Annotated in this window: 19 protein-coding genes, 1 other RNA gene and 1 riboswitch; of the genes, 13 read left to right on the top strand and 7 right to left on the bottom strand. The window is 52.9% G+C overall.

All coding sequences use genetic code 11. From position 1 onward, the window contains the following. Positions 1-3 precede the first annotated feature (3 nt). The 4 genes from A6X21_RS09000 to A6X21_RS08985 all read left to right on the top strand — a co-directional run bounded on the left by A6X21_RS09000 (position 4) and on the right by A6X21_RS08985 (position 5,862). Complete coding sequence (locus A6X21_RS09000) at positions 4-981, top strand: DUF1559 domain-containing protein (protein WP_068847495.1); 978 nt, start codon at positions 4-6, stop codon at positions 979-981. Between the two features lie 178 nt (positions 982-1,159). Continuing rightward, positions 1,160-1,504 carry a peptidase associated/transthyretin-like domain-containing protein gene (locus A6X21_RS08995; RefSeq protein WP_068847236.1) on the top strand — a complete coding sequence of 115 codons (345 nt, stop codon included), beginning with the start codon at positions 1,160-1,162 and terminating at the stop codon, positions 1,502-1,504. A gap of 78 nt (positions 1,505-1,582) precedes the next feature. Beyond that, a complete protein-coding gene (locus A6X21_RS08990; protein WP_068847235.1) occupies positions 1,583-4,351 on the top strand; it encodes a PSD1 and planctomycete cytochrome C domain-containing protein in 2,769 nt (922 codons plus the stop codon). Positions 4,352-4,440: 89 nt separating this feature from the next. Continuing rightward, positions 4,441-5,862: a DUF1501 domain-containing protein gene (locus tag A6X21_RS08985; protein WP_083233506.1), complete on the top strand. Its 1,422-nt coding sequence runs from the start codon at positions 4,441-4,443 to the stop codon at positions 5,860-5,862. A gap of 48 nt (positions 5,863-5,910) precedes the next feature. Here A6X21_RS08985 and A6X21_RS08980 read toward each other — a convergent pair whose 3' ends face one another. The 4 genes from A6X21_RS08980 to A6X21_RS08965 form a co-directional block, all read right to left on the bottom strand. Then, positions 5,911-7,590 (bottom strand): nucleoside recognition domain-containing protein, encoded by a 1,680-nt coding sequence (locus A6X21_RS08980; RefSeq protein ID WP_068847491.1) that lies wholly within the window; start codon positions 7,588-7,590, stop codon positions 5,911-5,913. A gap of 68 nt (positions 7,591-7,658) precedes the next feature. Beyond that, positions 7,659-8,792 (bottom strand): NAD(P)/FAD-dependent oxidoreductase, encoded by a 1,134-nt coding sequence (locus A6X21_RS08975; RefSeq protein ID WP_068847489.1) that lies wholly within the window; start codon positions 8,790-8,792, stop codon positions 7,659-7,661. Between the two features lie 395 nt (positions 8,793-9,187). After that, positions 9,188-9,548, bottom strand: a transfer-messenger RNA (tmRNA) gene (gene ssrA / locus A6X21_RS08970). A gap of 203 nt (positions 9,549-9,751) precedes the next feature. Further along, positions 9,752-11,230, bottom strand: a complete 1,479-nt coding sequence (locus tag A6X21_RS08965) for an aldehyde dehydrogenase family protein (RefSeq protein ID WP_068847234.1) — start codon at positions 11,228-11,230, stop codon at positions 9,752-9,754. A gap of 331 nt (positions 11,231-11,561) precedes the next feature. On the opposite strand from A6X21_RS08965, the gene A6X21_RS08960 reads away from it, so the two are divergent. Next, the gene (locus A6X21_RS08960; RefSeq protein WP_068847233.1) at positions 11,562-12,635 is read left to right on the top strand and encodes a GNAT family N-acetyltransferase; all 1,074 of its coding nucleotides are present in this window, start codon (positions 11,562-11,564) and stop codon (positions 12,633-12,635) included. Between the two features lie 223 nt (positions 12,636-12,858). After that, entirely contained in the window at positions 12,859-13,011 is a 153-nt protein-coding gene (locus A6X21_RS24630) for a hypothetical protein (protein WP_165603736.1), read from the top strand. 81 nt (positions 13,012-13,092) lie between these two features. Here the strand turns inward: A6X21_RS24630 and A6X21_RS08955 are convergent, their stop codons facing one another. The 3 genes from A6X21_RS08955 to A6X21_RS08945 all read right to left on the bottom strand — a co-directional run bounded on the left by A6X21_RS08955 (position 13,093) and on the right by A6X21_RS08945 (position 17,118). Beyond that, positions 13,093-14,196, bottom strand: a complete 1,104-nt coding sequence (locus A6X21_RS08955; protein WP_068847232.1) for a Gfo/Idh/MocA family protein — start codon at positions 14,194-14,196, stop codon at positions 13,093-13,095. Between the two features lie 204 nt (positions 14,197-14,400). Then, on the bottom strand, positions 14,401-15,663 hold the full coding sequence (locus A6X21_RS08950; protein WP_068847231.1) for a CCA tRNA nucleotidyltransferase: 1,263 nt from the start codon (positions 15,661-15,663) through the stop codon (positions 14,401-14,403). Positions 15,664-15,729: 66 nt separating this feature from the next. Beyond that, positions 15,730-17,118 carry an outer membrane protein assembly factor BamB family protein gene (locus A6X21_RS08945; RefSeq protein WP_083233478.1) on the bottom strand — a complete coding sequence of 463 codons (1,389 nt, stop codon included), beginning with the start codon at positions 17,116-17,118 and terminating at the stop codon, positions 15,730-15,732. 240 nt (positions 17,119-17,358) lie between these two features. On the opposite strand from A6X21_RS08945, the gene A6X21_RS08940 reads away from it, so the two are divergent. The 7 genes from A6X21_RS08940 to A6X21_RS08905 all read left to right on the top strand — a co-directional run bounded on the left by A6X21_RS08940 (position 17,359) and on the right by A6X21_RS08905 (position 25,007). Next, the gene (locus A6X21_RS08940; protein WP_068847230.1) at positions 17,359-18,297 is read left to right on the top strand and encodes a lysophospholipid acyltransferase family protein; all 939 of its coding nucleotides are present in this window, start codon (positions 17,359-17,361) and stop codon (positions 18,295-18,297) included. Positions 18,298-18,329: 32 nt separating this feature from the next. Continuing rightward, positions 18,330-18,647 carry a Rieske (2Fe-2S) protein gene (locus A6X21_RS08935; protein ID WP_068847229.1) on the top strand — a complete coding sequence of 106 codons (318 nt, stop codon included), beginning with the start codon at positions 18,330-18,332 and terminating at the stop codon, positions 18,645-18,647. Between the two features lie 268 nt (positions 18,648-18,915). Further along, entirely contained in the window at positions 18,916-19,626 is a 711-nt protein-coding gene (locus A6X21_RS08925) for a hypothetical protein (protein ID WP_013110121.1), read from the top strand. A gap of 87 nt (positions 19,627-19,713) precedes the next feature. After that, positions 19,714-21,273 carry a DUF8689 domain-containing protein gene (locus A6X21_RS08920; protein WP_083233477.1) on the top strand — a complete coding sequence of 520 codons (1,560 nt, stop codon included), beginning with the start codon at positions 19,714-19,716 and terminating at the stop codon, positions 21,271-21,273. Between the two features lie 122 nt (positions 21,274-21,395). Further along, complete coding sequence (locus A6X21_RS08915) at positions 21,396-22,376, top strand: tetratricopeptide repeat protein (protein ID WP_068847227.1); 981 nt, start codon at positions 21,396-21,398, stop codon at positions 22,374-22,376. Positions 22,377-22,557: 181 nt separating this feature from the next. Beyond that, positions 22,558-23,526: an L-threonylcarbamoyladenylate synthase gene (locus tag A6X21_RS08910; protein ID WP_068847484.1), complete on the top strand. Its 969-nt coding sequence runs from the start codon at positions 22,558-22,560 to the stop codon at positions 23,524-23,526. A 205-nt stretch (positions 23,527-23,731) separates the two neighbouring features. Beyond that, a riboswitch (cobalamin riboswitch) is annotated at positions 23,732-23,929 on the top strand. Between the two features lie 172 nt (positions 23,930-24,101). Next, positions 24,102-25,007, top strand: a complete 906-nt coding sequence (locus A6X21_RS08905) for a DUF1559 family PulG-like putative transporter (RefSeq protein ID WP_068847226.1) — start codon at positions 24,102-24,104, stop codon at positions 25,005-25,007. Positions 25,008-25,023: the final 16 nt, after the last annotated feature.

The following is a 25,023-nucleotide window of genomic DNA, read 5'->3' as shown; positions in this document are numbered from 1 at the left end:
ATGATGATTTTCAAGAAGCAAGGATTTACGCTGATCGAACTGCTTGTTGTGATAGCGATTATCGCTGTCCTGATTGCCTTATTGCTGCCTGCTGTGCAGCAGGCGAGAGAAGCTGCTCGCCGAACACAATGCCGTAACAATCTCAAACAGATTGGCCTGGCGCTTCATAATTATCACGACTTACATGGCACGTTTCCGCCTGGGAATGTCTTTTCATCAAGGCAGCCGGATGCGGGGTATCGCATCAATCTTACGACTGCGAATCGAGCCACGGGTTACTCCTGGGCGGCCTTGATTCTCCCTCAGATCGATCAGTCCACTCTTTACAATCAATTGGATATCGGGAATCGGGAACTCGTTGAATTGCTACTGAATGCGAGCACTCGAAATCAGGTGCAGGCCGTGGTTCCTGGGTACCGCTGCCCTTCGGATACTGCTCCTCAGCTCAATGATCAGCGCGGTTTTACTAATGCCGCTTATGGAGATATTGCTGCTGCAACTGCCAGTTATGTTGGTGTTCATGGAACACGCTGGGTGCACGCCGATGACTGGGTGCTCAATCAGACGGATCCCTTTGGCACCTTTTGGCCAGGAAGCAAAGTTCGCTTAACGGACTACACGGATGGTTCCAGCAATACCTTCATTGTTGGTGAACGAAACTGGGACAATCTTTCGGCAATCTGGATTGGAGTGCGGAACTATACAGGCAATGGCGATGTGGGCTTGAGGCAAACTCAGGGGCTTGCCAACTGGAAGTTAAATTTGCCAAATGCCCCTGGGCAGACCACCGCGGGACGTGGTTTTCATAGTGCTCACTCTGGCGGCGCACATTTCCTCTTCGGTGACGGCCGGGTGCAGTTCGTGAGTGATGCCATCCATTTCGACAATACGCCAGAAGTCGTCGGCAATCCTCGAACCTTGCGAGGAACCTACCAGCGACTGGCAATTCGTAACGATGGGTCAGCTTTAGGCGAGTATTAATGGAAGCGTCAATTAATGAAATATTTGGTACTGATACTGTTTTTGGGTGCGATAGGTTATGAATGCTTCATCAAAAATACCACACATTAGGTGGGTGATTGCGGCGACTTGGGGAGTGTCGGTCTTTTCGGGTTGTTTCAATTCCGGGCCTGCCCTGAGTGAGGTTCATGGAAAAGTCATGTCGGCTGGTAAGCCAGTGGCTGGGGTGAGTGTCGAATATCAACCCCTTGATTCAAAAACTGCTTCATCAGTGGGGTATACAGACCAGGACGGCAACTTCCGTCTCCGTTTTACCCGTGATCGCTATGGTGCGGCTCCTGGACAACATCAAGTCAAACTCTATATCGATCCTGAGTCCGGGAGTGATACGCCTCCGCAGTTTCGTTTGCCTGATAAATACAGCAAGAAATCGGAGATCAAAGTCAACGTTCCCGGTCTGGAGAGTGAACACACTTTTAATGTGGAGCTGGAACCGCTCAATAGGAACGCGAATCGTCGAACAAAACAGGTCGCTATTCGTTGATTAATACCTTTGTGATTCTTGCATCTGAATGCCTTGGCAATGGCCATCAACCCTTCGTCTTCGAAAAAGTAGTGAACCATGAGTTTTTATACGAAATGCATGACGGTTCTGGCAGTGGGGATGGCCGCAACGGGTGAGCAGCTTCAAGCCCAGGTCAACGCACCAGCAGCTACCGAAGAGTCCAGGCCGGTCGTTTCAGCGCAAAGCTTGGTGAACACCCAATCTGTGGCAGATGCGGGGTCTTCACATGATTCACAGCTTGCAGCCGATCTTGAATTCTTTGAGAAGAAGGTTCGACCAGTCCTCGTCTCGCATTGTTACACATGCCATTCCGCTGACAACAAAGCTGCCGGTGGTTTGCGTGTCGATGATTATCAGGGATTGCGTAATGGTGGTAATCGAGGTTCAGCAGTTGTTCCGCATCAGCCTGAAGAAAGCCTGTTGATTCAGGCTGTACGATATACAGGCAAGCTGAAGATGCCTCCTGAAGAAAAACTCCCTGATGAGAAGATCCAGATTTTAGAAGACTGGATCCGTCGCGGTGCTCCCTGGCCTCGTATCGAAGTTTCGCAGGAAGTTGGGAAAGGAAGTAGTGATTATCAGGAGTTACTAGCCAGTCACTGGGCTTGGCAGCCATTAAAGGATGTGACTCCGCCTGCCATACCGGATTCGAACTGGGCCACTGATCCCATCGATCAGTTCGTGCTTGCGGGGTTGAATGATCACAATCTTTCGCCAGTCGGTGATGCCGATCCCGCCTCTCTTCTCAGAAGAGTCGCCTATGATCTCACTGGATTACCTCCCGGCGACGAGCAATTGCGAGCTTTTGAAGCAAACCCATCGACTGAAAATTATGCCAAACTCGTCGACGGATTTCTCGCTTCTCCTGCATTTGGAGAGAAGTGGGGTCGCCACTGGCTGGATGTCAGTCGTTTTGGCGAGTCCACAGGGTCTGCTCGTAATGTTCCTTACCCTCAAGCCTACAAGTATCGTAACTACGTTATTGACGCGTTTAATAAAGATAAGCCCTTTGATCGATTTATCGCTGAACAGGTCGCGGGTGACCTGCTCCCCTACTCTTCCGAAAGTGAACGCATCGAAAACCTCGTGGCGACGGGCTTCCTGGCGCTGGGTGTCAAAGATGTAAACCAGAGGTTTAAGGTTCGTTTCGTCATGGATAATGTTGACGAAGCGATTGACACCGTCACCCGTTCAGTTCTGGGTGTCACTGTGAGTTGTGCACGTTGCCATGATCATAAATTTGATCCGGTTTCGCAGCGTGAGTACTACGCACTGGCAGGAATTTTCACGAGCACTGATATTCTGGCTGGTGTCCGAAACAAGATGGGTGGTGGAGGTCTGGATTATTATGACACGGCGGCATTGCTGGTGATTTCACAAACCAAATCTGAACCCGATCCTGAGCAGCATCAAAAAGTTGAGAAAGCCCAGCAGGCAGTCGCCGAAGCGCGTGAGGAATTTGAAAGGCTGCGCGGGACACCCGAAGGTCTGGAGAAAGGGCCGAATGGTCGTCCCAGGCAGCAGATGGCTCGTCAGAAATGGAACCGTCTTCAAGCCGAATTAAACCTGCTCACTGATCCTGCACATTTAGGCGAAGTGACTCTTGGTGCTCGCGATAGCAAGCAGATTTCAGACACCGAACTTCGATTGCGGGGTGAGGCTGAGCAACTCGGCCCTGTGGTTCCCCGTGGATTCTTGAAACTGGCGACTTGGGAAGGTCAGCCACAGATTGCCCCTGGGCGAAGTGGCCGGGCCGAACTCGCTCAATGGTTAACTGCACCTCAGAATGCCATTACACACCGGGTCATCGTGAATCGTGTCTGGCATCATCTGTTTGGTCGAGGAATTGTCTCGACGGTCGATAACTTTGGTTTGACGGGTGATACCCCCTCTCATCCGGAACTCCTCGATTATCTTGCCCACGATTTGATTCAGAATGGTTCCTCTCTGAAGCAACTGATCCGCAGAATTGTGCTGACGAGAACCTATCGACTCAGTACGGAAAATGTTGCTGCATATCAGCAGATCGACCCTGCGAATCGCTGGATCTGGAGGCACACTCCTCGCCGCCTGACTGCCGAGGAGATTCGCGACAGCATTCTGGCCACAACTCAGTCTCTCGATACCTCTCGCCCTGAGAAGTCTCCCGCTGCTGAGTTGAAGGTGATCGAGATTCGAAACAATGGTCCCGAGGCCCGCAATCTTCAAGTGGCGGCCGAGAACTCAACTGTCCGCAGTGTCTATCTTCCGCTTGTCAGAGGGATTCTCCCCAGATCTTTAGAAGTATTCGACTTCGCTGAACAAGGGATGGTGACGGGTTCCCGGGATCAAACCACGGTCGCTACCCAATCGCTCTATCTTCTGAATGACCCTTTTGTGCGGCAACACAGTATTCGGCTGGCACAATCCTTGCTTGATGGCGAAGACCACGATGATCAATCACGCATCGTTCATGCTTATCGCCAGATTCTTGGACGAGATCCCTCGGTCACTGAAGTCAACACAATCATCGACTATTTATCCGTGTATGAAAGAGAAGCCCGTATCTATCTGGCATCAGACACTGCTGAGTCATCTGGATCGGTACCTGCAAATCAGTTGCTTGCGGCTGCCTCCAGTAAGCCAGAAGAGACATCGCCTGCCGCGGGAAACAATCCGTCTGGGGCTACAAATGGTGCTTTGGCACTCGTGAATGCCGATGAAATGGAGCAAAACGATCTTCCGGTTGCCCTGAAGAAAATCTCGATTCGAGATTCCCGGACTGCAGCCTGGGGTTCATTCATTCAGGCTCTCTATGCCTCGGCCGATTTTCGGTATCTCAAATAGTCTGATTAATGCGAAGACGCGACAGAGTCTATCTCTTGTTCAATGCTCAAAAAAATACGTAGTGCCTGATTTTTGCAAGGATGAATTTCATGAGCTTCCGATCCATTCCAGGTGTATATGCCGATCACAGTGGCCAGCCTCTGGGTCGCTTTCTGCCTGACCGCCGTCAACTGCTCAAATCGGCCAGTGCCGGCTTCGGCTATCTGGCGATGTCAGCACTTCTGGCCAATCAGGTTCGAAGTGAGCAGGTGACGCCGTCTTCACCTCCTGGGCATCTGGCACCTCGAAAGCCACACTTCTCTGCTAAAGCGAAGCGAGTGATTTTCCTCTTCATGCAGGGTGCCATCTCCCAGATGGATACCTGGGAATATAAGCCAGAACTCCAGGCGCGGGACGGCCAGAGCGGTCCGGGTGGTGGCAAGCTGATGGCTTCTCGATACAAGTTTGCCCAGCATGGAGAGACGGGTACCTGGGTCTCTGAGTTACATCCACATCTGGCAAAACATGTTGATAAGTTCTGCTGGCTGCGTGGACTGCATACTGATACTCCTGCGCATCCTCAGGCGGTCATCCAGCTCCATACCGGGGCAGCCATCGCGTCGCTGACAAGACCATCGATGGGTTCCTGGCTGCTCTATGGGCTTGGTACAGAAAATCAGGATTTGCCAGGTTATATCACAATCAATCCACCTCCGAATTTTGGTGGATCCGTTAACTATGGCAGTGCTTTTCTGCCCGCTCACTATCAGGGGACCCGCATTAATGATGCTGGTTATCTACCGAATCTTGAAGCACAGACTCCGATCACACTCCAGCGTCGCCAGCTCGACCTGATTCAGTCCATGAATAAAGATCTGGCATCCAGACCGCATGCTCCCTCTGCGATTGATGGGGTGATCTCTTCTTACGAACTTGCCTTTCGCATGCAATCGAAAGTTCCGGAATTGCTCGATATCTCGAAAGAGCCTGAGCATGTTCAGAAAGCGTATGGAATCAAAGACGGGCCTGCCGGCAGCTTTGCCAGACAATGCCTGATGGCTCGCCGCCTGAGTGAAGCGGGGGTTCGGTTCGTTGAAATCTGCCATCCAGGCTGGGACCAGCACAACAACCTTCATCGGGGTCTTACTAACAATTGCCAGGCGGTGGATCAACCGGCAGCAGCACTTCTGGCAGATCTCGAAAGCCGTGGTCTTCTGGAAGACACTCTGGTGCTCTTTGGCAGTGAGTTTGGCCGTCTCCCTTCGGCTCAAGGCCCCGATGGACGAGACCACAACATTACGGGCTATCCGATGTGGTTGGCTGGTGCGGGTGTGAAGCCTGGTTTTACTCTTGGCGCGACAGACGACGTCGGCCAGTTTGCAGTCGAAGGGAAAATGCATACCAACGATCTGCATGCGACATTACTGGCACTCATGGGGCTTGACCACGAATCTCTCACTTACGAATACGGCGGACGAGAGTTCCGTTTGACAGACGTTGCCGGTCAAGTTGCTCGCGAAATCTTCGCTTGAAATAGCGGCGCCACCAGACACTCAGTATGTCTTTATTAAGTGACGAAATCAGTTCCAAAAGGTACCGCTCCATCCCAGGAGTGCGGCGAAAAGAGATGCGAAGATCGCCTGACGAGCCATCATTTTCACGGCAAACTGCCAGCCCATCTCTCGCGAAATCTGTAATGCAGTGACGAGACAAGGAAGCAATACACCTGCAAGATAGACGGCAGTAAGAAACTGGAGCGTTGTCATGGGAGTGGTTGCTCCTTCCAAAGGTGTCAACAGGAATATTCCATCCTTTCGAATACTTGCCATAACCATAGCGACTGATGCTGAAGGCGGCAGATTAAAGATCGTCATGATTGGTGAGAGTGCCGCTGAAAGAACTGCAATCGCTCCACTGTATGCGAGCAATGATGTCACGCCACAGATCACGACGAAAATCGGCATGGCTTGAAATAGAAACTGTTCCAAAGTCCCTCGCATCTCCCGATAGATTGCCGACCACGATGGCCACTGCAGGAACGGTCTCTGGAAATGCATCAGTATGTTCAGGCGATCTCTCGAAACAGAAGTTGATGTCAGCCTCAGATAAATCATCGTGGTTACGAGGAGGTAGGCGAAATAGCCAAACATGGGCCATAATGGATTCGTTCCGTTAGCGACTGCCCCAGCAGAGAGAACTGCCAGCGTCGCGGGCAGTTGATAACTGCAGGCCGCCCCAAAAGAGATCGCTGAGATCGCATTCCCCCGCGAACAGGAGGAGCATGCTCGAGTACTGATCACCGCAGGCACATTGCAGCCGAATCCTACGAGAACTCGCACCAGGTCTCTGCCACTTAAGCCCAGTGGGCGAACTAAAGGATGCAAAGTGATATTGATTCGTTCAATCAGTCCTGTCGTTTTGTAGATCGCGCTGATTACTGCGAACAGCAGAACGGTAGGAAACGCCCAAACGAGCAGGAAAGGCCCCATATTGAGTAAACCATAGCCAAAATCGTCATATTCGGCAGTCAATGGGGCTGCCAGCCATGCGGGAAAACTGGCATTCACCCACTCGATAGCTGGTTGGATTGCTTGAGCCACCAGCGGATGTAGTAAATCGGCCAGTCGATTCGCACCAAATATTGTCAGAAGGGCGGGAATCAGAAGTAGTATCAGGCAAAAAACTGCCCCGAATCGTCCTTCCAGAATCCCTGGTTTAGACTCAATACGCCAGCCGGTCTTGGATTTTGGAGGATTTTCAGGAAATGCCTGTGAATGCTCGATGGCTTCCTCAAGTGCGGCTAGCGTTACCGTGGTCGGCATTCGCGCATTCATAGCAATGAATCGCAGTCCGGTCTCTTTTTCCAAACGTTCAAGAGCTTCTTGCGATGCCTCTCCCGGTTGTACTTTATCCCAAAATGTGACGGCGACGGCCCCTCGCTTTCCCTTCAATAATGGCAGCATCTCGGCTAAGTCCTCGTCGAGACAGGTTGCCTGTACAACAAGAAGCACGGTTTCATGATGGCTCATTTCCTGCAGAGCCAGACGAGTCGTCTCGCTGTCAGAGGTTCGAAGAATTCCCGGCGTATCAACCAGATCAAATCGCTCTGTAAGGTAGTGTTCGATGTGGACAGTAGAGCCACGAAAGTTCGCCGAACGGGCTGGCTGCTTTGCCCACGCAGCTGCCAACTGGCTTTTCCCCACACTTTCTCTACCTGCCAGAAGCACTGTTTGACGCTCTAAAGCTGTTGTTATCGTCACGATGGATCCCTGCTCAATAAGATCGGAATGTTTCACTGGGTGCTTTCATAGATTGCAACAGCGCATGCTCAACAGGCGCACTCATCGAGGCAGCAAGACAAGTCATCCAGAAACATCTGTTTTTTGCGATAAACCTCCAGTGGTGAGAGATCGAGCCCCATTCGTTGACCAATCGCATTCGCGACTACGGCGAAACGTTGTCGGTACTTGTAAATGAAGCACATGATGATTGCTCCGTGCCGCACCATTGGTCCGCAAAGAAACAGCCCTGGCGTAATCGTTGACTCGTCATCCGGCGAAAGTTGGAGCACACCGGCTTCATCTCTTGCGAAATGAGACTCAACTAAAGAGAGGCTGCCATCAAAGCCGGTCGCCAGAAGGGGCGGAGTCTTTGTGCGAAGGACAGTTTGCTTCTTCTGACGCTGCCTCCCAATCACCAGAAACTCTTCACCATCGCGTTGAACCTGTATCACCTTGAAGTTTTCCAGTACTGACAGTCGCCCCGTTCGATCTGCCTGTCGCAGACGAGCTTGAGTAAATGGAGAGAGTGCAACACTTGGATCAGATGTCACGGTCGATGAAATGGAGCGGCGATCAAGAACCGTTACTGTCTTTCCCAAGCGGCACAGGGCTGTGGCGGCATCGATTCCACTTTCGTAGCCGCCAATGATCAGGAACTCATCGCCAGCGACATCTCGCCAACTGGGAACGGTGGCCGTATGCTGGCAATACTCAGCGCCGGGAAAAGGATTGATTTTCGGATACTGAAACTCGCCTGCGGCCCAGATGACGTATTTGGCCGTCCTTGTACCAGCAAGAGTCGTAATCTCGAAGCCGTCAGTGATCGATCGAATTTCAGTGACATCGACTCCGGTTTGCACCGGGACGTTGAACTCCTTTACAACACGACGCAGATAACGTGCATATTGACGACCGGTTGGGTGTTCTGTCTCAAGTGTATACCCGGGAGAAGTATCGGCAGTGATTGCATTGAGGTCAGGAAATCCATAAGCGTTACTGGGAAATGATGGAGTTATCAGTCGCATCTCCCGAGGCCAGCGTTGAAAACTCGCGCCAACTTCGTGCTTGTCGAAAACGACAAAGTTCTGCAAGCCAAGTCCCTTCAGCACACAACCAATCCCGATGCCTGCTGGCCCTGCTCCAACCACGACCACGTCGAATTCATGCGCCTGCCGAATCATCGTGGAATCCTTTGGGAAAAAACCTGAAAAGATCTCGTTGAAAGAAGACCACACCATTTCAACACCAATATAAATGCATATGTATTGCAAGAGAATACAGTATGCCAAACGGGGTGGTGTTCTACAAGCGCGGCAGAAAGGCTGGTTTTGGAGGGAGCCGTTGCTTAAGAGTGGTCGCGCATGCTGGCATCGAATCGCTCGACGGCAGGGACCTGAGGAAAACTCGTTGTTGGACGATCTATTCCGTAACGCCGATAGAGCCTGATTTTTGTGATCGAATCAAAGACCGTTATCTTTGATTCGGGCTCTTCGACTGGGAATACCCGTAGACCCCATAGAAAATTCAAAATCCTCCGGCCCTGCTCGCCATACGACATACAAGGCCAGAGGAGATTTAGTGGAGGCGGGGGGAATTGAACCCCCGTCCTGTGATGCCGCGGGAACAGCCTCTACGTGTGTAGTCCGTTGATCAATCTCACACCTCAAAGCTCACCGGAAAAGGCTTCTCTGGTGCCAGCGTCCCACAAATCTTGCTGCGGGCGTAGGTCGCATTGACCCGCAGCCAGCCCGTATTTGCGAACGACTTTTGAACGCCATGGGCGGGGCTTTCGCAGTCGCGGTTACCTATCTCTAGGCAGCCAGAGCGTAGTTGCCAGTGTTGGCAGTTGTTGTTTGATCAGATTTTTACGTGGCCGTCTGATCAACCACGACACGCCACCATTCCGTATAACGATCCAGTCGATTCCGATCGCCCCCGGTTCGGTCACAGTGAAAAAAGAAAGGCTCGCTCAGGGCTTTTCTCTCTCAATGTGTTTTCAAGGATAACTGTTGGCGGGCTGTCGTCAATGGTAAGGCGGTCTTTGCTGGTTGTGAGTGGATTCTTGCTGGTTGAAAGTGGCAAGAAGAGACGGACCTAAAAGGTGTTCTGTCCGAATCCACTTTGATACCACCTTGACGGATCACTTCAGGGTCATAGTGACCGTTTTGAGTTCTGTATAGCTGGCGAGGGCCGCTTCGCCCAGTTCTCGCCCCATGCCACTCATCTTGAAGCCGCCGAATGGGGCAGCGGCATCAAAAACATCGTAGCAGTTAATCCAGACTGTCCCGGCCCGCACGCTGTGGGCGATGCGATGGGCTTTCGCGACATCCCGCGTCCAGACGGCAGCAGCCAGACCAAATGTGGTGGCGTTGGCGCGACGAGTCACTTCTTCAATCGATTCAAACGGTAAGATGCTAAGGACTGGCCCAAAGATCTCATCGGTCGCAATGGCCATATCGTCGCTGACATGGTCGAAGACGGTCGGCGCGACATAGAAGCCCTTGTCGCCCACGCGGTAGCCGCCGGTGACACAGGTTGCCCCCTGCGATTTGCCGAGTTCGATGTACTTCATGATCTTGTCGAACTGATCGCGGTCGACCTGGGGCCCTTGAGTGGTGTCCATTTCAAGAGGATTTCCCAGTTTGCGAGCCTTCGCACGGGATACAACCTTGGCGACGAACTCCTCGTGGATCGATTTTTCCACGAACAACCGACTGCCGGCACAGCAGCACTGCCCCTGGTTGAAGAAGAGACCGAACTCCGCTCCGGCGACAGCGGCATCGAGGTTCGCGTCGGCGAAAACGATGTTCGGACTCTTGCCGCCCAGTTCGAACGTTATGCGTTTCAATGTGCTGGCGGCGTCGACCATGATCCGCTGGGCTGTTTCGCCGGACCCGGTGAAGGCAATCTTGTCGACATCGGGATGCTTGACGATCGCGGCCCCCGTTTCACCAAAGCCAGTGACGACGTTGATCACACCGGGGGGGAAGCCAGCTTCCATCGCGAGTTCAGCCAAGCGGAGGCAGGTGAGCGGTGTTTGCTCGGCAGGTTTCATGACGATGGTGCAGCCGGCGGCGAGCGCAGGGCCCCACTTCCAGGCAACCATCAGCATGGGAAAGTTCCACGGGATGATCTGTCCGCAGACGCCAGTCGGTTCACGGCGGGTGTACGTGAAGTAATCTCCTCGAACAGGAATCGTCTGGCCCACAATCTTGTCGGCCCAGCCCGCATAATAGCGGAGGCAATCGATTACCAGCGGAAGATCAGCACCCCGGCTGTCGCGAATTGGCTTGCCATTGTCGAGCGTTTCGAGAGCGGCCAACTCGTCAAAGTTGGCTTCGATGAGATCGGCGAGTTTGCCGATCAGTTGGCCGCGATCACGGGCATCCATGGTATGCCACGGTCCCGATTCGAAGGCCTTGCGAGCGGCTGCGACAGCGCGATCGACATCCACTTTTCCAGCGAGAGCAACATCCGCGATCTTCTCTTCGTTCACAGGATTGTAAGTGGCAAAAGTTCTGCCATCAGCAGCATCACACCATTCGCCGCCAATGAGGAGCTTGGTCTGTTTAATGGCTGGAGCGGCATACTTTCGAGGCGGAGTCAGGGTGGTTGTCATGTTGTGACCTTCTTTTCACACAGGTGTCGATGAATTCAGAATTCTTAATCTGTCGTGGTGAGATACTGGCGGTCATATCAATTGTAACAGATGAATCGATGTCGCTTATGAAAAAGTCGTCGATCGAAAGCTGAAGTTTCCCTTCAGGTTGGTGTACGTAAGGAAAACTCAAATAGAAGTCTTACAAAACATTCAGGTTTCCAGCCTTCTGGAGTCAGTGAAATTGTTACTCGCCATTTCTTCCACATGCTCTGAATCTGAGAAGGGTCTTGAAGAGGGGCCGGTTTGTATCCGACGACTCCATCCTCTGGACGTATCTCAATTTGACCTGATGAAGTGGCGAAAACTTTTCAGTGAATCCATTGAACCCAATGTATTTCTCGATCCCGAGTTTGTGATCCCTCTGATCGAGGAAGTTCCTACCGGATTATGCCCCAGGCTGTTAATCGCCGAAGATTTGAGAACAGGCCGATGGTTGGGGCTTTGTCTGTTTGAAGTCGCCTGCTGGAGTCTGTTGAGTCCTGTGCCGATGGCGAGAGGTTTGGCTTCACCATACGCCTTTCAGCAGGGTTGGTTAGTTTCCCGTGAAAGCGGAAAACGGGCCATCGATGCGCTGTTGGACTATCAGTTACAGCAACGAGAGTGGCATGGATTTCAGATCAAGAATCTTCCTGTGAAATCGATGCAGACTCAACTCATGATTCAAGCCGCCGAGAGGCTGGGAATCTCCGTGACAACGACCGGAGAGTGGCAACGAGCGGAGTACGTCGTTGGTCGAAACCATACGACGGATGATCTGCTGCAAGCATGTTCGAAAAGTCGGCGGAAGTCATTAAAACGCTGTCGGCGTGCATTAGAAGAACTGGGAGACGTTCAATACCGGCTCGAACCCGTGCAGAGCAGTCGCGATCCTCAGGTCAACGACTTTCTGCGTCTGGAAAAATCGGGTTGGAAGCTGCTGTCTGGTACTGCTATTGGATTGAAGAGTGCGGACGAGGCTTTTTTTCGACGCATGATCGATGGATTGGCTCGCGAACAACGAGTGCTGTTTGGTGAACTGCAATTGAATGGTCAGACCATTGCCAGCACCTGCAACCTGCAAAGCGGTGATATACTCGTGGGATTCAAAATTGGCTGGGATCCTGCATACTCGGCTGGAGCACCAGGTTTGTGGTCCGAGTTAGAAATGGCTGCTGCCGTCAGTCAGCGATATCCGGAGATTACACGAATCGATAGTTGTGCCGTGCGTGGTTCTTATGTGGAATCAGTCTGGAAAGACAGGCAGGAGTTGTTTTCCGGGACGTTCTCCTGGTCGCGACGAGGAAAAGCTTTGCAGGCGGCCAAAAGTTGTTATCGCACGGTCCGCGATCTCTGTCAGTCTTCCGTCAAAAGTCATGATGAGTGACTCAGATGCCAACATCCTGCAGGAGTCCCCTGTCTCTCTTCCAGTCGATTCGGTTCAGCCAATCCGCTGATAGCCACGAGAGCTTTTCAAGACTGTTCAATAAATTTGAACTTGAGAAAAGCATTTCATATGTGGTAGCACCACATGAACTCACCCGACAGTTTGACAACGGCGTTTTGCTGTTGGCAGGAGTTCGCTGATTCAAGAATCCCTGGATTCCCCTATGGATGACCGTGCTCGAGAATTCTTTAAGAATCTGTTGCATCAGGCCATCCATGCCGGTGTCTGGCAAATGATGTGGCGCCTCCCGACCTTGTGGCTGATCGTCGCCTTAGGTCTCATGATCGCGGCAGTCGTCTATTGGCAGTTGTATTGAAGTGCCTTAATTTCAATCGAAACTCACACGATCATCTGGCTGTCGATGTCAGCAAGCTATCGATGGTCTGGAGTGAGAGTTTCAAGAAACCTTGGGAACATCAATCCACTTTCCTTCGGCTGAAGAAGCCAGGACAGCATCGGCCACAGTTTGTGCATGAGCGCCGTGATCAAAGCCTGGCATCGCTGGTCGATCCTCTAAAATCGACGAAACAAACTCATAAACGAGGTCGTAGCGGAAGAGCGTGGTTGGAAGACCATCTGTGGTTGATCGTGGGCTGCCGGCTGGTTTCAGGTACTGAGCAGGCACATCGACCTTTTCCATCGAACCACCATGTTTACCAAGCATAATATGGTGCGGTTCATTCAGCAGATAGGCGGCTGAGCCTTCGCTCCCATTGATTTCGGCCCATTCGTAGCCGACACCTTTATTGTGGTGACCTTTCATCAAGGTACTGCCTTCCCAGACTCCCACAGCACCGCAGTCAAAGCGGCCGATCATGGCTGACCAGTCATCGACATCGGAAGGTTCGCAGGATTTGCCATCGGCGGTTTTGTCGCGAGGAACGAAAGTTTTGACAGCCCCGCAGACACTTTGAATCGGGCCGAGCAGATCTTGTGCAAAGTCGATGCGGTGGATGGTCATGTCGTAGAGATCCCCTGCCCCGGCCAGTTTCTTGTATTGTCGCCAGCCCCAACTCGTTTCAGGCCAGTCGAGGAATCGCTGGCTGCGAAAATGCCGGGGTTCACCGAGACCACCTGATTTCAGGAGATGCCGGAGATAAATCATGGATGGGGCAAAGCGGTAGGTGAAGGCCGTCATATGTTTGAGTTTCAACCTGTCGGCGAGATGAAACATCTCCCAGGCCTCGGCTGCAGTGACCCCGAGTGGTTTCTCGCACATGACATGCTTACCACCTTCCAGGCAGGCTTTGGTGATCGGCAAATGTGTAAAGTTCGGAGTGGCGATGATCACCGCATCAACATCTGGAGATTGGGCAATTTCCTCGTAACTTGTGGTGTACAGCGCGTCGCCCCATTCGGTCTTCCGCTTGTTGAGAAGCTCTTCGTTGGGGTCGCAGACGGCAGTGAGTTTGCTCCGCTGGTCAATCCGAATCCCTGGCACATGGTGAAAATCGGAGACCAGCCCTGCACCAATAATGGCTATACGAACGGGAGCAGTCATCTGTCAGGCTTTCGGCAAATGGATGTTGTGCGGAAGAGGAGGAATCAAGTGTGATTATCAAGGCATATGTCGATGCAAAGATTCGCTCATGGAGATGAATTTCGCAACTCCAGAGGTGTTTCGTGTGGCAGGGTTTGCCCGGCTCACCTTCTCGATAAGAATTGTCACCAACCATCCATCTGTGGAATGAAGGGTCGTTATGAATCAGGTTCGAGGGAGATAGTTTTCATCAACGAGCCACTGTTGAGCGGCTTCACGACCCGTGATCAGGCCTTCGAGTTGGCCATCTCGTAATTGTTCGAGAATCTGGCGAAACTGTGGGCCGGGCAAAATCCCCCAGTGAATCAGGTCTTCGCCTGTCACTTGTAACGGCGGATTGATCTCCTCTTTTGACCAGGATTGCAGTCTTTCCATCGCCGCATCGACGTGGCGGCTTTCCAGTAATTGGGCACTGACCAGAGCCTGGCCTGACGCAATCAGTTCATTGATCAAAGGATGTGCCAGAAGCCGCTTTTGTCGGCATACCGGCCAGTCACTGAATTCCAGCCATGCTGACTGCATGGTGTGCAGCCAGAGGATGGCATCGCGTTCCTGATTCGACAGGCGAAGTTGAGAGCAGATGTTTCTCAGTGTCTCGACGGGCAGTTCCCGCAACCAGAGAGCCATGGCTGTTTCAAAGTGGTCTGTCTTCAGCGATTGGAGAGCGAAGAGTAAATCAGGGCTGGTGGCTGAAAGAATCTTGCCGAAAATAGCGGCTGTTAATCCCGCGTCATCTAAAGTCTGGATCGATGAATGACGTGAAGGATGTGCCAGCATACGGCGCAGTTCCGCAGCAATACGTTCATGGCTGACAACACAGATCTCGGGTGCCAGATCTTGTATTGCGCGCCAGGTCTCGGGTTCAATCGAAAAATCGAGGATGGAATTAAACCGAACTGCCCGGAGTAATCTCAGCTTGTCTTCTTGGAAACGGTCGGCTGCGATGCCAATTGCGCGGAGTTGCCTGGACTGCAGATCGACCTGGCCACCCACATAGTCATGAACGGTTTCAGTCAGAGGGTCGAAGAACATGCCGTTGATCGTAAAATCCCGCCTTTGAGCATCTTCTTCGGGGGAAGAAAACGTGACAGTTTCAGGGCGACGACCATCGACATACAGACCATCTTTGCGAAACGTGGCGACTTCCACTGGTGGTATCGCTGGATGATCGGCTTTGTGGTGGGGCTCGCCCTTTTTGCGAGCAGGGAGCACCATGATGACCCCAAAACTGGCACCCACGGCCTTTGTGCGGCGATAACCAAACAACTGCTGGACTTCCTCAGGATTGGCGGAGGTCGCAACATCGTAGTCTTTGGGAGTTTTGCCAAGCAGCAGATCGCGTACACATCCACCAGCAAACAGAGCAATGTGCCCTGCCTGCCGGAGTGTGGTGACGATTTCGATGGCGAGATCCCGCTGAGAAAACATGATCAGAGTGATGATATGATGGGGGTAATAAAATAATGAGGATTAAGTAGCTCGAAAACCTGCTGGTCAGCGAGGCATGTTACGAATACACACCAGTTCGGAACCTTTCCGAATCAGCAGACTGCCGCTTACGGCAGCCACTCCGTACTGAGTCGGGCCCGAAAGGTTAGCAGCCGCCCGGCGTCGCTCCTCGGTTTTCTCCCGTTCAGCAATTGACGGATCAGCAACGACTTTCTCGGGATCCCAGAGTCTATTTTCACTCAGTTTCTTGAACTCAGGGCCCGTTGCAAGAACTGTAGTGATGCCTTCTTTGCCGAAGATGTAGAGGCGATCTCCAATCCCAAGTGGTGTGGCCCACATCGATTGAGCCAACCGTTCGGCGTACCTTTGTTCGCCCGTTTTTGTGTCGATACAAAAGACGACTCCCGCACGATTCACCCAGTAGGAATGGCCAGCATAGGTCATCGGTGATCCAAACGTGGGCATCGCGTCTTTAGTCATCCATACAGTTTCCAAAACGAGTCCGGCCGGGCTTGTGACCATGCGGACAGCCATATTTGATTTTTTGGCGTTCTCAGAGCGACCGGCATCATCGCGACCGACCGAGGCCCCGACGAGGAAGAGGCTTTCGCCAGCAGGAATCGGTGTGGATGAAGTATTGCCTCCAACATCCGTGCGAGATGCCAGCAGCTTGCCATCCTGGGGATGATAGACATCCACACTTCCGGCAGAACTGCAAACAATCAGGGGTTGTCCTTCATGCACGACAATCGCCGGCGAGGCCCAGCTCTGTCGAGCGGATCGATCGATCTTCCATTCCGTTTCACCAGTTTTCTTCGAAAGCCTGGCGATGTATCCACCGGCATTGTGGTCCATCAGCACGGCGATCCAGTCGGAGCCCTGCACTGGCGAAGCAGCGAGGCCAAATTCGTTAACCAGCGGGCCATAGTCTTTTGTCAGCGCACGCGTCCAGTGACGGCGTCCCGTATGATCACTTGCGACGATGTCGCCACTTTCGAAGAGTGCGTAAACACCCGTGTCATCGACGACTGGTGTCGGCGCTGCTCGACTGACATACAGGCTCGACTCGACCGGTGCAGTATTGGCAATCGATGTCCGCCACTTTTCAGTACCGTCCGACAGGTTCAGACAAACCAGATGAAACGTCTCTTTTTTGGGTCCTTCAACCGACGTGATATAAACGTGATCCTTCCAGATCACGGGGCTGGATTGACCATAACCTGGGAGTTGAGCACTCCAGGCAATGTTTTTTGATTCATTCCATTCGAGTGGAATCGATTGAGGATCGATTTCTCCATGCCCCTGACCTAGAAATGCAGGCCAATAAGCATTGGCTGGTTCATTCGCATGGAGTGCCGTTCGATCTGCTGCAACCAACGCCAGGCCACCGATAACGGCAAAAACAATTTGAAATCGAAAAAATGGCAGATTCATGAGTCATTCCACAGGACTGTTGTTGTCAGTAAACGGGGATTGCCCGACGTGATCTGGCTGGCAAATCCTGAAACCTCTGGTCGCTGGATCGGACATCGAGAAGAGGCGTTGAATCGCTTGCTGGAAACTCTGCTGGCAGTTTAAACAGAATTGCGGCAAAATGCTTGCAGGCAGGAACAGCTCTCCAGGGCAGGATGCTGAAGAACCTTTCCGGTTGATTCAGTCTTCAGGGACGAAGGTATGCGGCATAGTTGGCGACATTGGTGCGAGTTTCAGGCATTTCGTTGCGCAGTCTGCGTGTGCGAGATGTTGCCTGTCGTGTGGGTCGACAGCCTGGCGCACACACTGGCCTGGCTTCTGTGCGACGTGCTACCAGCACGTTGGACTCGAAAAGCCGTAGCGATGGAGAATATTGGCCGTGCCTTTGGCCCGACTCACACATTGAAGCAGCAGGAGGAGATTCTCCGGCAGATGTGGGTGCATCTCTTTCGCATGATCCCCGAGATGGTTCAGGGGCCACGTAAGTTGCATGTTCACTCCTATCGCAGGATTGTCCGTTTTGCAAAGTATCAGCCCACTGTTGAAGCGATGTGCTCTGGTCGAAGAGTGATCTTTGTGGGTGGGCACTTTGGAAACTGGGAGTTAGGAATCAGCACCTTCGGGCTGTGGGGATTTCCTTTAGGTGTGATTGCTCGAGCTCTGGATAATCCGTATCTGCATGAATGGTTCAAGGAGTACCGTGAGGGGACAGGTCATCGACTGATGCTCAAAAGAGGCGACTTCGATGACATGCTCGAACTCCTTTCGCGTGGCGGGCATCTGGCACTGCTGGGTGATCAGGATGCTGGATCACGAGGTCTATTCGTCGATTTCTTTGGTCATCCCGCTTCGACTTTCAAATCGATCGCACTGTTGGCACTCGAGTATGATGCCCTTCTGATGGTGGGGTATTCGACGAGATCGAAAGACTCATTTCATCAACAGCACTGGGTTGAGTTCGAGATGGGTTGTGAAGCCTTGATTGATCCTCGCACGATCACAGCCGCAGATCCTGTGCGGGCGATTACTGAGGAATACACGCAGGCTTTGGAGCGGATGATCCGTCGTTCGCCCGAACAGTACTTCTGGGTTCATCGCCGTTGGAAGAGTGAGCCGCGAGTACGTCGCAAAGCCGCCTGACGTCTGTGAGATGACATTTTCGGAGTAGAACGATGCGGTTTGTGCCTCTGGTCGCTGTCACCGATTTCCCGCCAGGTTCTGCAGGGGAGTATGTGGTCGAAGGCCGGATTATTGCGCTGTTTCATCGTGAGGAAGGTCTTTTCGCAGTAGAGGGGATGTGCCTGCATGCCGGTGGGCCGATTGCCCGTGGTGCTGTGCAGGGCTGCCTCGTGACCTGCCCCTGGCATGGTTGGCAATACGATTTGCGGAGCGGCGAGCATGCCTTAAACCCCCGGCTGAAACTGCAGTCTTTCCGTACGCATGTGATTGACGGCATGATCTGCGTCGAGTGGCCGGAAGCTGATGGCTGAAAATCGGCAAGGTTCGCCGCATCAGCCAGTGTTGTTGTCGATTTTCCCGTCATGATTGATTCGATCAGACGACGATACTGAAACATGAGAATGGATGCAGGCCAGGATGGCACGTGCATTCTCATGAGCTGGTGAACGCAGATATCTGAGTACTCTGTGACCGCACGATGGTTGCAGGACATCGCAAATCAGTGCGCTGGATTGAGTACCGGATGGAAGGCGTTCTGGAATGGATTCAACTGTCAGTGAGCCCAGGGAAGGCGTCTCAATGAACAGGTCTGTCATACTCTGGTTGTCGGTACTCGTGCTTCTGGTTGAAGCCAGAACCACGGCACTTGCCGGTGATGGCCCACGGTTCTGGTCAAAGGAGTGGTGGGCTGATCGTGCCACTGATCCTCCAGGAACACGTCAGGTCTATAAGGATGGGAAAGAGTGGCCACCCTATCCTCGTCCGGTAGGTCGAGGTCAGACGTTTGTGCATAAATACCATCATGCACATTACTGGCCACATCCTTATCGCTGTGAAGATGAAGCTTCAGTGCGGGATATGTTTGCGATTCAGGCCAATAATGGCTGGGCCGATGCCACGACAATTCATGAGTATCACTTCGATTCCGACACCAATATGCTGACCTCTTCGGGGTTGAGGCAGGTGCATTGGGTACTGACATCGGCACCTCCTGAGTACCGCATGCTCTACATGGCGAAGTCGGGTGTACCAGAAGTTGATCAGGCACGGATGACACAACTGCAGGCGGCTGTGGGGACAATTGACCCCAGTGCCATGAGTTTAATTCAAGAGCGTATTGACTATCCCACAGGCCGGCCTGCCCGGGAAATTGATCGGTTGAGGAATCTTGAGCTTCAGAGTATGCCCACCCCCAGGCTGCAGATGACTGTGGGAACATCCTCGGGGATGCCATCTTCTGGAGCCGCGACTTCCACGGGCAATATGGGCTCTCCTGCCATTGCTCCGTAGGTCCAGGTGTCAATCGTCTGGCAGAAACAGGTGAGTACTGTCGAGCTGCAGGTCTGTTGATCCGTAGAGAGGCTTGAGGGGATTTTAATGAGCGATAGCACAGGATCGCAGCTCTCCCCCGGAAGCTTGCCTCCCTCAAGGATCGAGGCACATCATTCCAAAGACGATGCCATCAAAGATCTGTTTGGGGTTCCGTCACGACCAGTTGTTCGAACAGCAACTGCTGCTCAGTTCATCGTGAACGATGACGAGCTTGAAGAGTCAGAAGGCATGCCCTTGCCATCTGCCGGGCGACAGCGGAGTCAGAATCCTGCCGTCATGGTGCCGGCACCACGTGTGCCGACCAATCTGAAAGAAACCGGCCTGGGACTGGGGGCCATGGCAGAGTTCGTCCTCAAAGAACTCTATGTTCACGGAAACATGTTTGGGGCGGATATCGCCCGGCAATTGCGACTTCCCTTTCCGATTCTCGATGAAGCACTGCGGTTTCTTAAAGATCAGCGATGTGTTGAGGTTTCTCAAGGCGATCTGCTGGGGCGTGTTTCCTATCGGTTCAGTCTGACGGATATGGGGCGCGTGCGCGCTCGGGAATGCTTCGAGAGTTGCCGCTATGCAGGCCCTGCTCCAGTCACGTTAGAACAGTATGTGGAGCAGTGTCGGCGGCAAGCGGTATCAGGTGTGTATTGCAATCCGCAAACGATCATGCAGGCCTTTCAGGGGATGGTTCTGAAGCCGGGGCTGCTTGAAGAAATTGGCCCGGCAGTCTGCAGTGGCCGTTCGATCTTTGTCTATGGCCCGCCGGGTAACGGGAAGACCATGATCGCCAAAGGATTGGGGCGCTATCTCAATCTGTACTGCGGCGAGATCTATGTCCCTTATGCAATTCAGACGGAAAACAGCATTATCACGGTCTTTGATCCCATCCTTCACAAAACGACAGACGATGCGGAGCAACCCACGACAGGGAATCCCGCCCAGACCACTTCCGCCGGTTACAACACCTCCAGTGGTTCTCTGGTCGTTGGGAATGGGGTGGCTGACCCCCGGTGGCGCAGAATCCGCCGTCCAGTGGTCATTACAGGTGGTGAACTGACACTCGATATGCTCGAACTGCAGTACAGCAAAGTTTCGCAGTTCTATGCAGCACCCCTGCACATCAAGGCGAATGGCGGAGTGTTTCTGATCGATGACTTTGGCCGGCAACTGGTCAGCCCGAGGGATCTCCTGAACCGGTGGATTCTGCCACTGGAAGAACGCATCGATTACCTCACGCTGGCGACAGGCCGCAAGTTCTCAGTCCCTTTTGAGCAGTTGACGATTTTTTCAACGAATCTTGATCCCGGAGATCTGGTTGACGATGCGTTTTTAAGGCGTATTCGACACAAGATAAAAATTGAAGCTCCTTCCCGTCCGTTGTTCACAGAAATTTTCAAAATGGCCTGTGAACAAAGGCAAATCATCTTTCGGGAAGAGGCTGTTGAGTATCTTTATAGCAATCACTACGACCGTGGCAGATTACCCAGATCGAGCGATCCGCGAGATTTGCTGGAGATTGTGGTTGCGATCTGTCGATTCAGAAATATCGCTGTAGAAGTTTCCCAGAAACTGATCGCCGATGCGGCAGCGCGTTTCTTCTACACGGGCTAATAAGATTTGAAATTCTGGCATTTTCTGCGGGCACGTTCAAACCCAGGAATGACCAGTGAGAACACGAACTGGCGAGCGACTTTAGTGCCGTCAGTATGCGGGTTTTAAGGAGAGAATCCGACATGTCAAATCCTGATGCCGAGACTGCAAAAGGGTGTCGTGTTCTCCTGAAAAGTCTGCAAAGAGAGCACACCGCTTCGACCAGAGCCTTACTCTTCCTGGCGATGGCCAGTCTCTCGGCTGCATTCCTCGGAAATGGCTGTACGACGACTCCGGGACAGGCTGCTTCCAGCATCTGGCCGACGACATCCCGTTCAACCGACAACGATCCTGTGAAGCTGCGCGATCCCGTACGTATGCATGTGGCTTACGGGCAGTGGAATGAGCGATCTGGCAACAGCAAAGAGGCGCGGGCTTCTTATGAAGAAGCCATCGAAAAGAATCCCAAGTCAGTGGATGCCCTGCTCGGGTTGGCGCGACTGGATATCCTCGGTGGTCGCTACGCGGATGCTGAGACGTTGATTGCGAAAGCGGCCAAGCAAGCTCCGCAGAATGCACAGGTACGTGCCACTCGCGGGCAACTTTTCGAGTCCCGGGGTGAGTGGGCACTCGCCATCGAAGAGTATCGAGCTGCAGTGAAACTGGCACCGGATGAGACGAACCACCGGTTTCAGTTAGGTACAGCTCTGGCCAAAAGTGGGGATTATGAAGCGGGTCTGGCTGAGCTGACCCGTGTTCAAGGGGCTGCGATCGCACACTACAATGTGGGCTACATTCTTCACGAAAAAGGCGAACGTGGCGCTGCAGAGCGTCACTTTGCCAAGGCTTTGCAGTTCAATCCCGAATTGAAACCGGCGGGAACGATTCTCGCACAGTATCGTGAAGCTCGTGGACAGATCTCGGCCGACGCACTGGCTGGCATGGAAAATCCGGAAAGTGGTGTGCGACAGGTATCAGGTTTGGTAAAGCCTGCAGACGCCAATCGTGTGACGGGTGATTTCAAAGCCGAGAGTGCCGTCTACCGATCGGAGTCGATGGCCCCGCCGTCGAACTTAACCGATGCTCAGCGTGAACAGTGGATGAATCAGCAGGCACAGCCCTGAGTCCTGGTTTGACGTAATTTCCATTCTGTGAATCATGCTCGGCAATACTCGAATTGGCTGCCTCGTTTTTGGCGTCGCAGCAAGTTTTTGTTGATCAAGGGTGATCCCTTTCCAGACTTGCGGGAATGAGGCTGGGCTGCTGCAATTCAGCGAAGAATTCATTTTCGCTGGAGCCCTGTGGATGCAGACCGTCATATTATCAGATGCTGAAGAAGCCATTCGCGCCTTGAAGGCTGGCGAGTTGGTGGCGCTCCCGACAGAGACGGTTTACGGGCTGGCTGGCCTGGGTTTGAATCCCGAAGTGCTGGCGAAGATTTTCTCGGCCAAAGATCGACCCACGTTTGACCCTTTGATTTTGCACATCGCACGGCCTGGTCAAGTCTCTCAACTGGCCAGCGAAGTACCGCACGATGCCCGGCGGCTCGTCGATACCTTCTGGCCCGGCCCTTTAACGCTTGTGCTTCCCAAAAAGCCGCATGTCCCGGATCTGGCGACGGCTGGCCTGGGGACAGTCGCCGTTCGATGTCCGAAGCACCCGCTGATGCGAAAGATCATTGAGAAAGTTGGCGTGCCTCTGGCTGCCCCGAGTGCGAATCTGTTCGGGCGATTAAGCCCCACCAGTGCCCAGCATGTGGTGGAACAGCTTGAGGGCCGTATTCCTTATGTTCTGGATGGCGGGACATGCGAAGTGGGTGTGGAATCGACCATTATTGGTTTCATGCCGGATGGTGTTTACCTGCTCAGACCTGGGGGCTTACCTGTGGAACAGGTGGAGCACATGATCGGGCCGCTGAAGCGGATGCCTGCTCAAATTGTGGAAACAGCAACGAGTCAGGCCGCTCCTGGCCTGCTCATGAAGCATTACGCACCTGCAACACCATTGGTGATGATTGATCGATTTGAAGAACTCAAACCCGGAGATGGTGTGTTGACCTTTTGTGGTCGGCCCCAGGGGCATCTGGGACCAATCATGGAGCTGTCTCCTCGAAAGAACCTTCAGGAAGCGGCCAGCCTGCTCTTTCAGGCTTTGCATCAACTGGATCGATCAGGTGTCCCTCGAATTGCGGCATTACGATTCCCGGAACATGGCCTGGGCATGGCCATTAATGACAGGCTTTCGCGTGCAGCAGCGACGCATGGGCCGGTTTAATGCTTTCGCCGGGACTTTGCATGCGATCGCGATGCATGAATCATTCCTTGAGTAACGATCGATTGCAGGTGCGGAACTTTGCACCAAGAGGCCGCCACGACTTTTCAAGCTTATCTCTTGGCATGCATACAGGTTACGAGCGTATTGGAAAGTGTGTTCGAGCGAATCGAAATCACTGGGGCTTGAAAATGATTTGTGGCGTGGTACTCTCCCTCCCGACATGGGTGCTGGTGAGGCTTGTGGCTTCACTGGAGAATAGGGAAGACGGTGTGAATCCGTCACGGTCCCGCCGCTGTATCCGGGGACGACATTCACGATGAACCACTGCGCTGTAAAGCGTGGGAAGGTGTGATTAGTCGAATGATCCGGGAGTCAGAAGACCTGCCCAGATGTCATTTTGTTGCCAGCAAGTGAGTGATCACGGATCTGGTGGTCTGAGTCGCCTGATTGATCTGAGCGAGTAATTCCAACCATCATGAAGGTTGGTCCTCGAACTGAGATTGATGAAGGATTCAGTCCGCCTGGAAGTGACTTTATGCGCAGGCAATTGAGCCTTCGTGGTTAAGGTTTTAACGATGTTGTTCTCTCTCCCGGCCGCATCATGCAGCGGCACCAGTCTCACTTTGCGCCGTTCAAGACGAGGCTTCACACTCATTGAACTTCTGGTGGTCATCGCCATCATCGCGGTCTTGATTGGGCTTTTACTTCCGGCGGTGCAACAGGCCCGCGCCGCCGCCCGGACAACCCAGTGCCGAAACAATCTCAAGCAACTGGCACTGGCGGTTCATAATTATGCCGATGTCCACAATGGTCATATCGTCCCTTATGTGATTGATGATGTGCGTCAGCAGAAGTATGTGACGGGTGGTTATGCTCCTCCGAATCGTGGCAGAAATATCTACTGGTTTGGTGAGGTCAATCGTGATGAGACCGATCCCTCCCGTCAGCTCGATTTCCAGAAAGGGCCACTGGCCCCCTATATGGAAACAAATCGTGCGGCCTATCAATGTCCTGATTTTGGGCCAGGTCAGGTGGACGGAATTCGCTTTGGACAGATGGCCTCGGGCTATGCCATCAATTCGCTGGTTTCGCCCGGATTAAGCTATGCCGGCTGGCCACCGGCCGTCTCTTCGGCTCCCGTCACCTATCGCTTCCGTGATGTTGCCCAGATGACGAATACGATTCTTTTCGCAGACAGTGCACAAGTCGATTTTACTCTAAAATTGTTGGAAAACTGGCGTCTGGAACCTCCCAGTGCTAACTATCCCTCAGTTCATTTCCGGCACTCGGATACAGCCAATGTGGCCTTTCTCGACGGGCATGTCGAGACCAGGCCTAGAAACTTCCGTATTGAAGTTCCGGGCTCCAACTACATGACCCCTGCTCAGGCGGGATTGATCGAAGAGAAAAGGCTCGGTCATGTCAGTAATGGAAATCTGAGTGATCCACTTCTGCAGAATGAACTCTACGACCGTAATTAAGGCGAGTTTATCCCCT

It is taken from the genome of Planctopirus hydrillae, from assembly GCF_001707835.1.
Classification (GTDB): Bacteria; Planctomycetota; Planctomycetia; order Planctomycetales; family Planctomycetaceae; genus Planctopirus; species Planctopirus hydrillae.
This window is presented reverse-complemented; position numbering and strand designations above follow the sequence as displayed.

Excerpts from the sequence above, each read along its gene's own strand:
- A6X21_RS08960 (WP_068847233.1), top strand. The coding sequence starts at position 11,562 with ATGAAGTGGCGAAAACTTTTCAGTGAATCCATTGAACCCAATGTATTT.
- A6X21_RS08910 (WP_068847484.1), top strand. The coding sequence starts at position 22,558 with ATGCAGACCGTCATATTATCAGATGCTGAAGAAGCCATTCGCGCCTTG.
- A6X21_RS08965 (WP_068847234.1), bottom strand. The coding sequence starts at position 11,230 with ATGACAACCACCCTGACTCCGCCTCGAAAGTATGCCGCTCCAGCCATT.
- A6X21_RS24630 (WP_165603736.1), top strand. The coding sequence starts at position 12,859 with ATGGATGACCGTGCTCGAGAATTCTTTAAGAATCTGTTGCATCAGGCC.
- A6X21_RS08940 (WP_068847230.1), top strand. The coding sequence starts at position 17,359 with ATGCGGCATAGTTGGCGACATTGGTGCGAGTTTCAGGCATTTCGTTGC.
- A6X21_RS08995 (WP_068847236.1), top strand. The coding sequence starts at position 1,160 with ATGTCGGCTGGTAAGCCAGTGGCTGGGGTGAGTGTCGAATATCAACCC.
- A6X21_RS08990 (WP_068847235.1), top strand. The coding sequence starts at position 1,583 with ATGAGTTTTTATACGAAATGCATGACGGTTCTGGCAGTGGGGATGGCC.
- A6X21_RS08955 (WP_068847232.1), bottom strand. The coding sequence starts at position 14,196 with ATGACTGCTCCCGTTCGTATAGCCATTATTGGTGCAGGGCTGGTCTCC.
- A6X21_RS08920 (WP_083233477.1), top strand. The coding sequence starts at position 19,714 with ATGAGCGATAGCACAGGATCGCAGCTCTCCCCCGGAAGCTTGCCTCCC.
- A6X21_RS08905 (WP_068847226.1), top strand. The coding sequence starts at position 24,102 with ATGTTGTTCTCTCTCCCGGCCGCATCATGCAGCGGCACCAGTCTCACT.
- A6X21_RS09000 (WP_068847495.1), top strand. The coding sequence starts at position 4 with ATGATTTTCAAGAAGCAAGGATTTACGCTGATCGAACTGCTTGTTGTG.
- A6X21_RS08985 (WP_083233506.1), top strand. The coding sequence starts at position 4,441 with ATGAGCTTCCGATCCATTCCAGGTGTATATGCCGATCACAGTGGCCAG.
- A6X21_RS08925 (WP_013110121.1), top strand. The coding sequence starts at position 18,916 with ATGAACAGGTCTGTCATACTCTGGTTGTCGGTACTCGTGCTTCTGGTT.
- A6X21_RS08975 (WP_068847489.1), bottom strand. The coding sequence starts at position 8,792 with ATGATTCGGCAGGCGCATGAATTCGACGTGGTCGTGGTTGGAGCAGGG.
- A6X21_RS08945 (WP_083233478.1), bottom strand. The coding sequence starts at position 17,118 with ATGAATCTGCCATTTTTTCGATTTCAAATTGTTTTTGCCGTTATCGGT.
- A6X21_RS08935 (WP_068847229.1), top strand. The coding sequence starts at position 18,330 with ATGCGGTTTGTGCCTCTGGTCGCTGTCACCGATTTCCCGCCAGGTTCT.
- A6X21_RS08950 (WP_068847231.1), bottom strand. The coding sequence starts at position 15,663 with ATGTTTTCTCAGCGGGATCTCGCCATCGAAATCGTCACCACACTCCGG.
- A6X21_RS08915 (WP_068847227.1), top strand. The coding sequence starts at position 21,396 with ATGTCAAATCCTGATGCCGAGACTGCAAAAGGGTGTCGTGTTCTCCTG.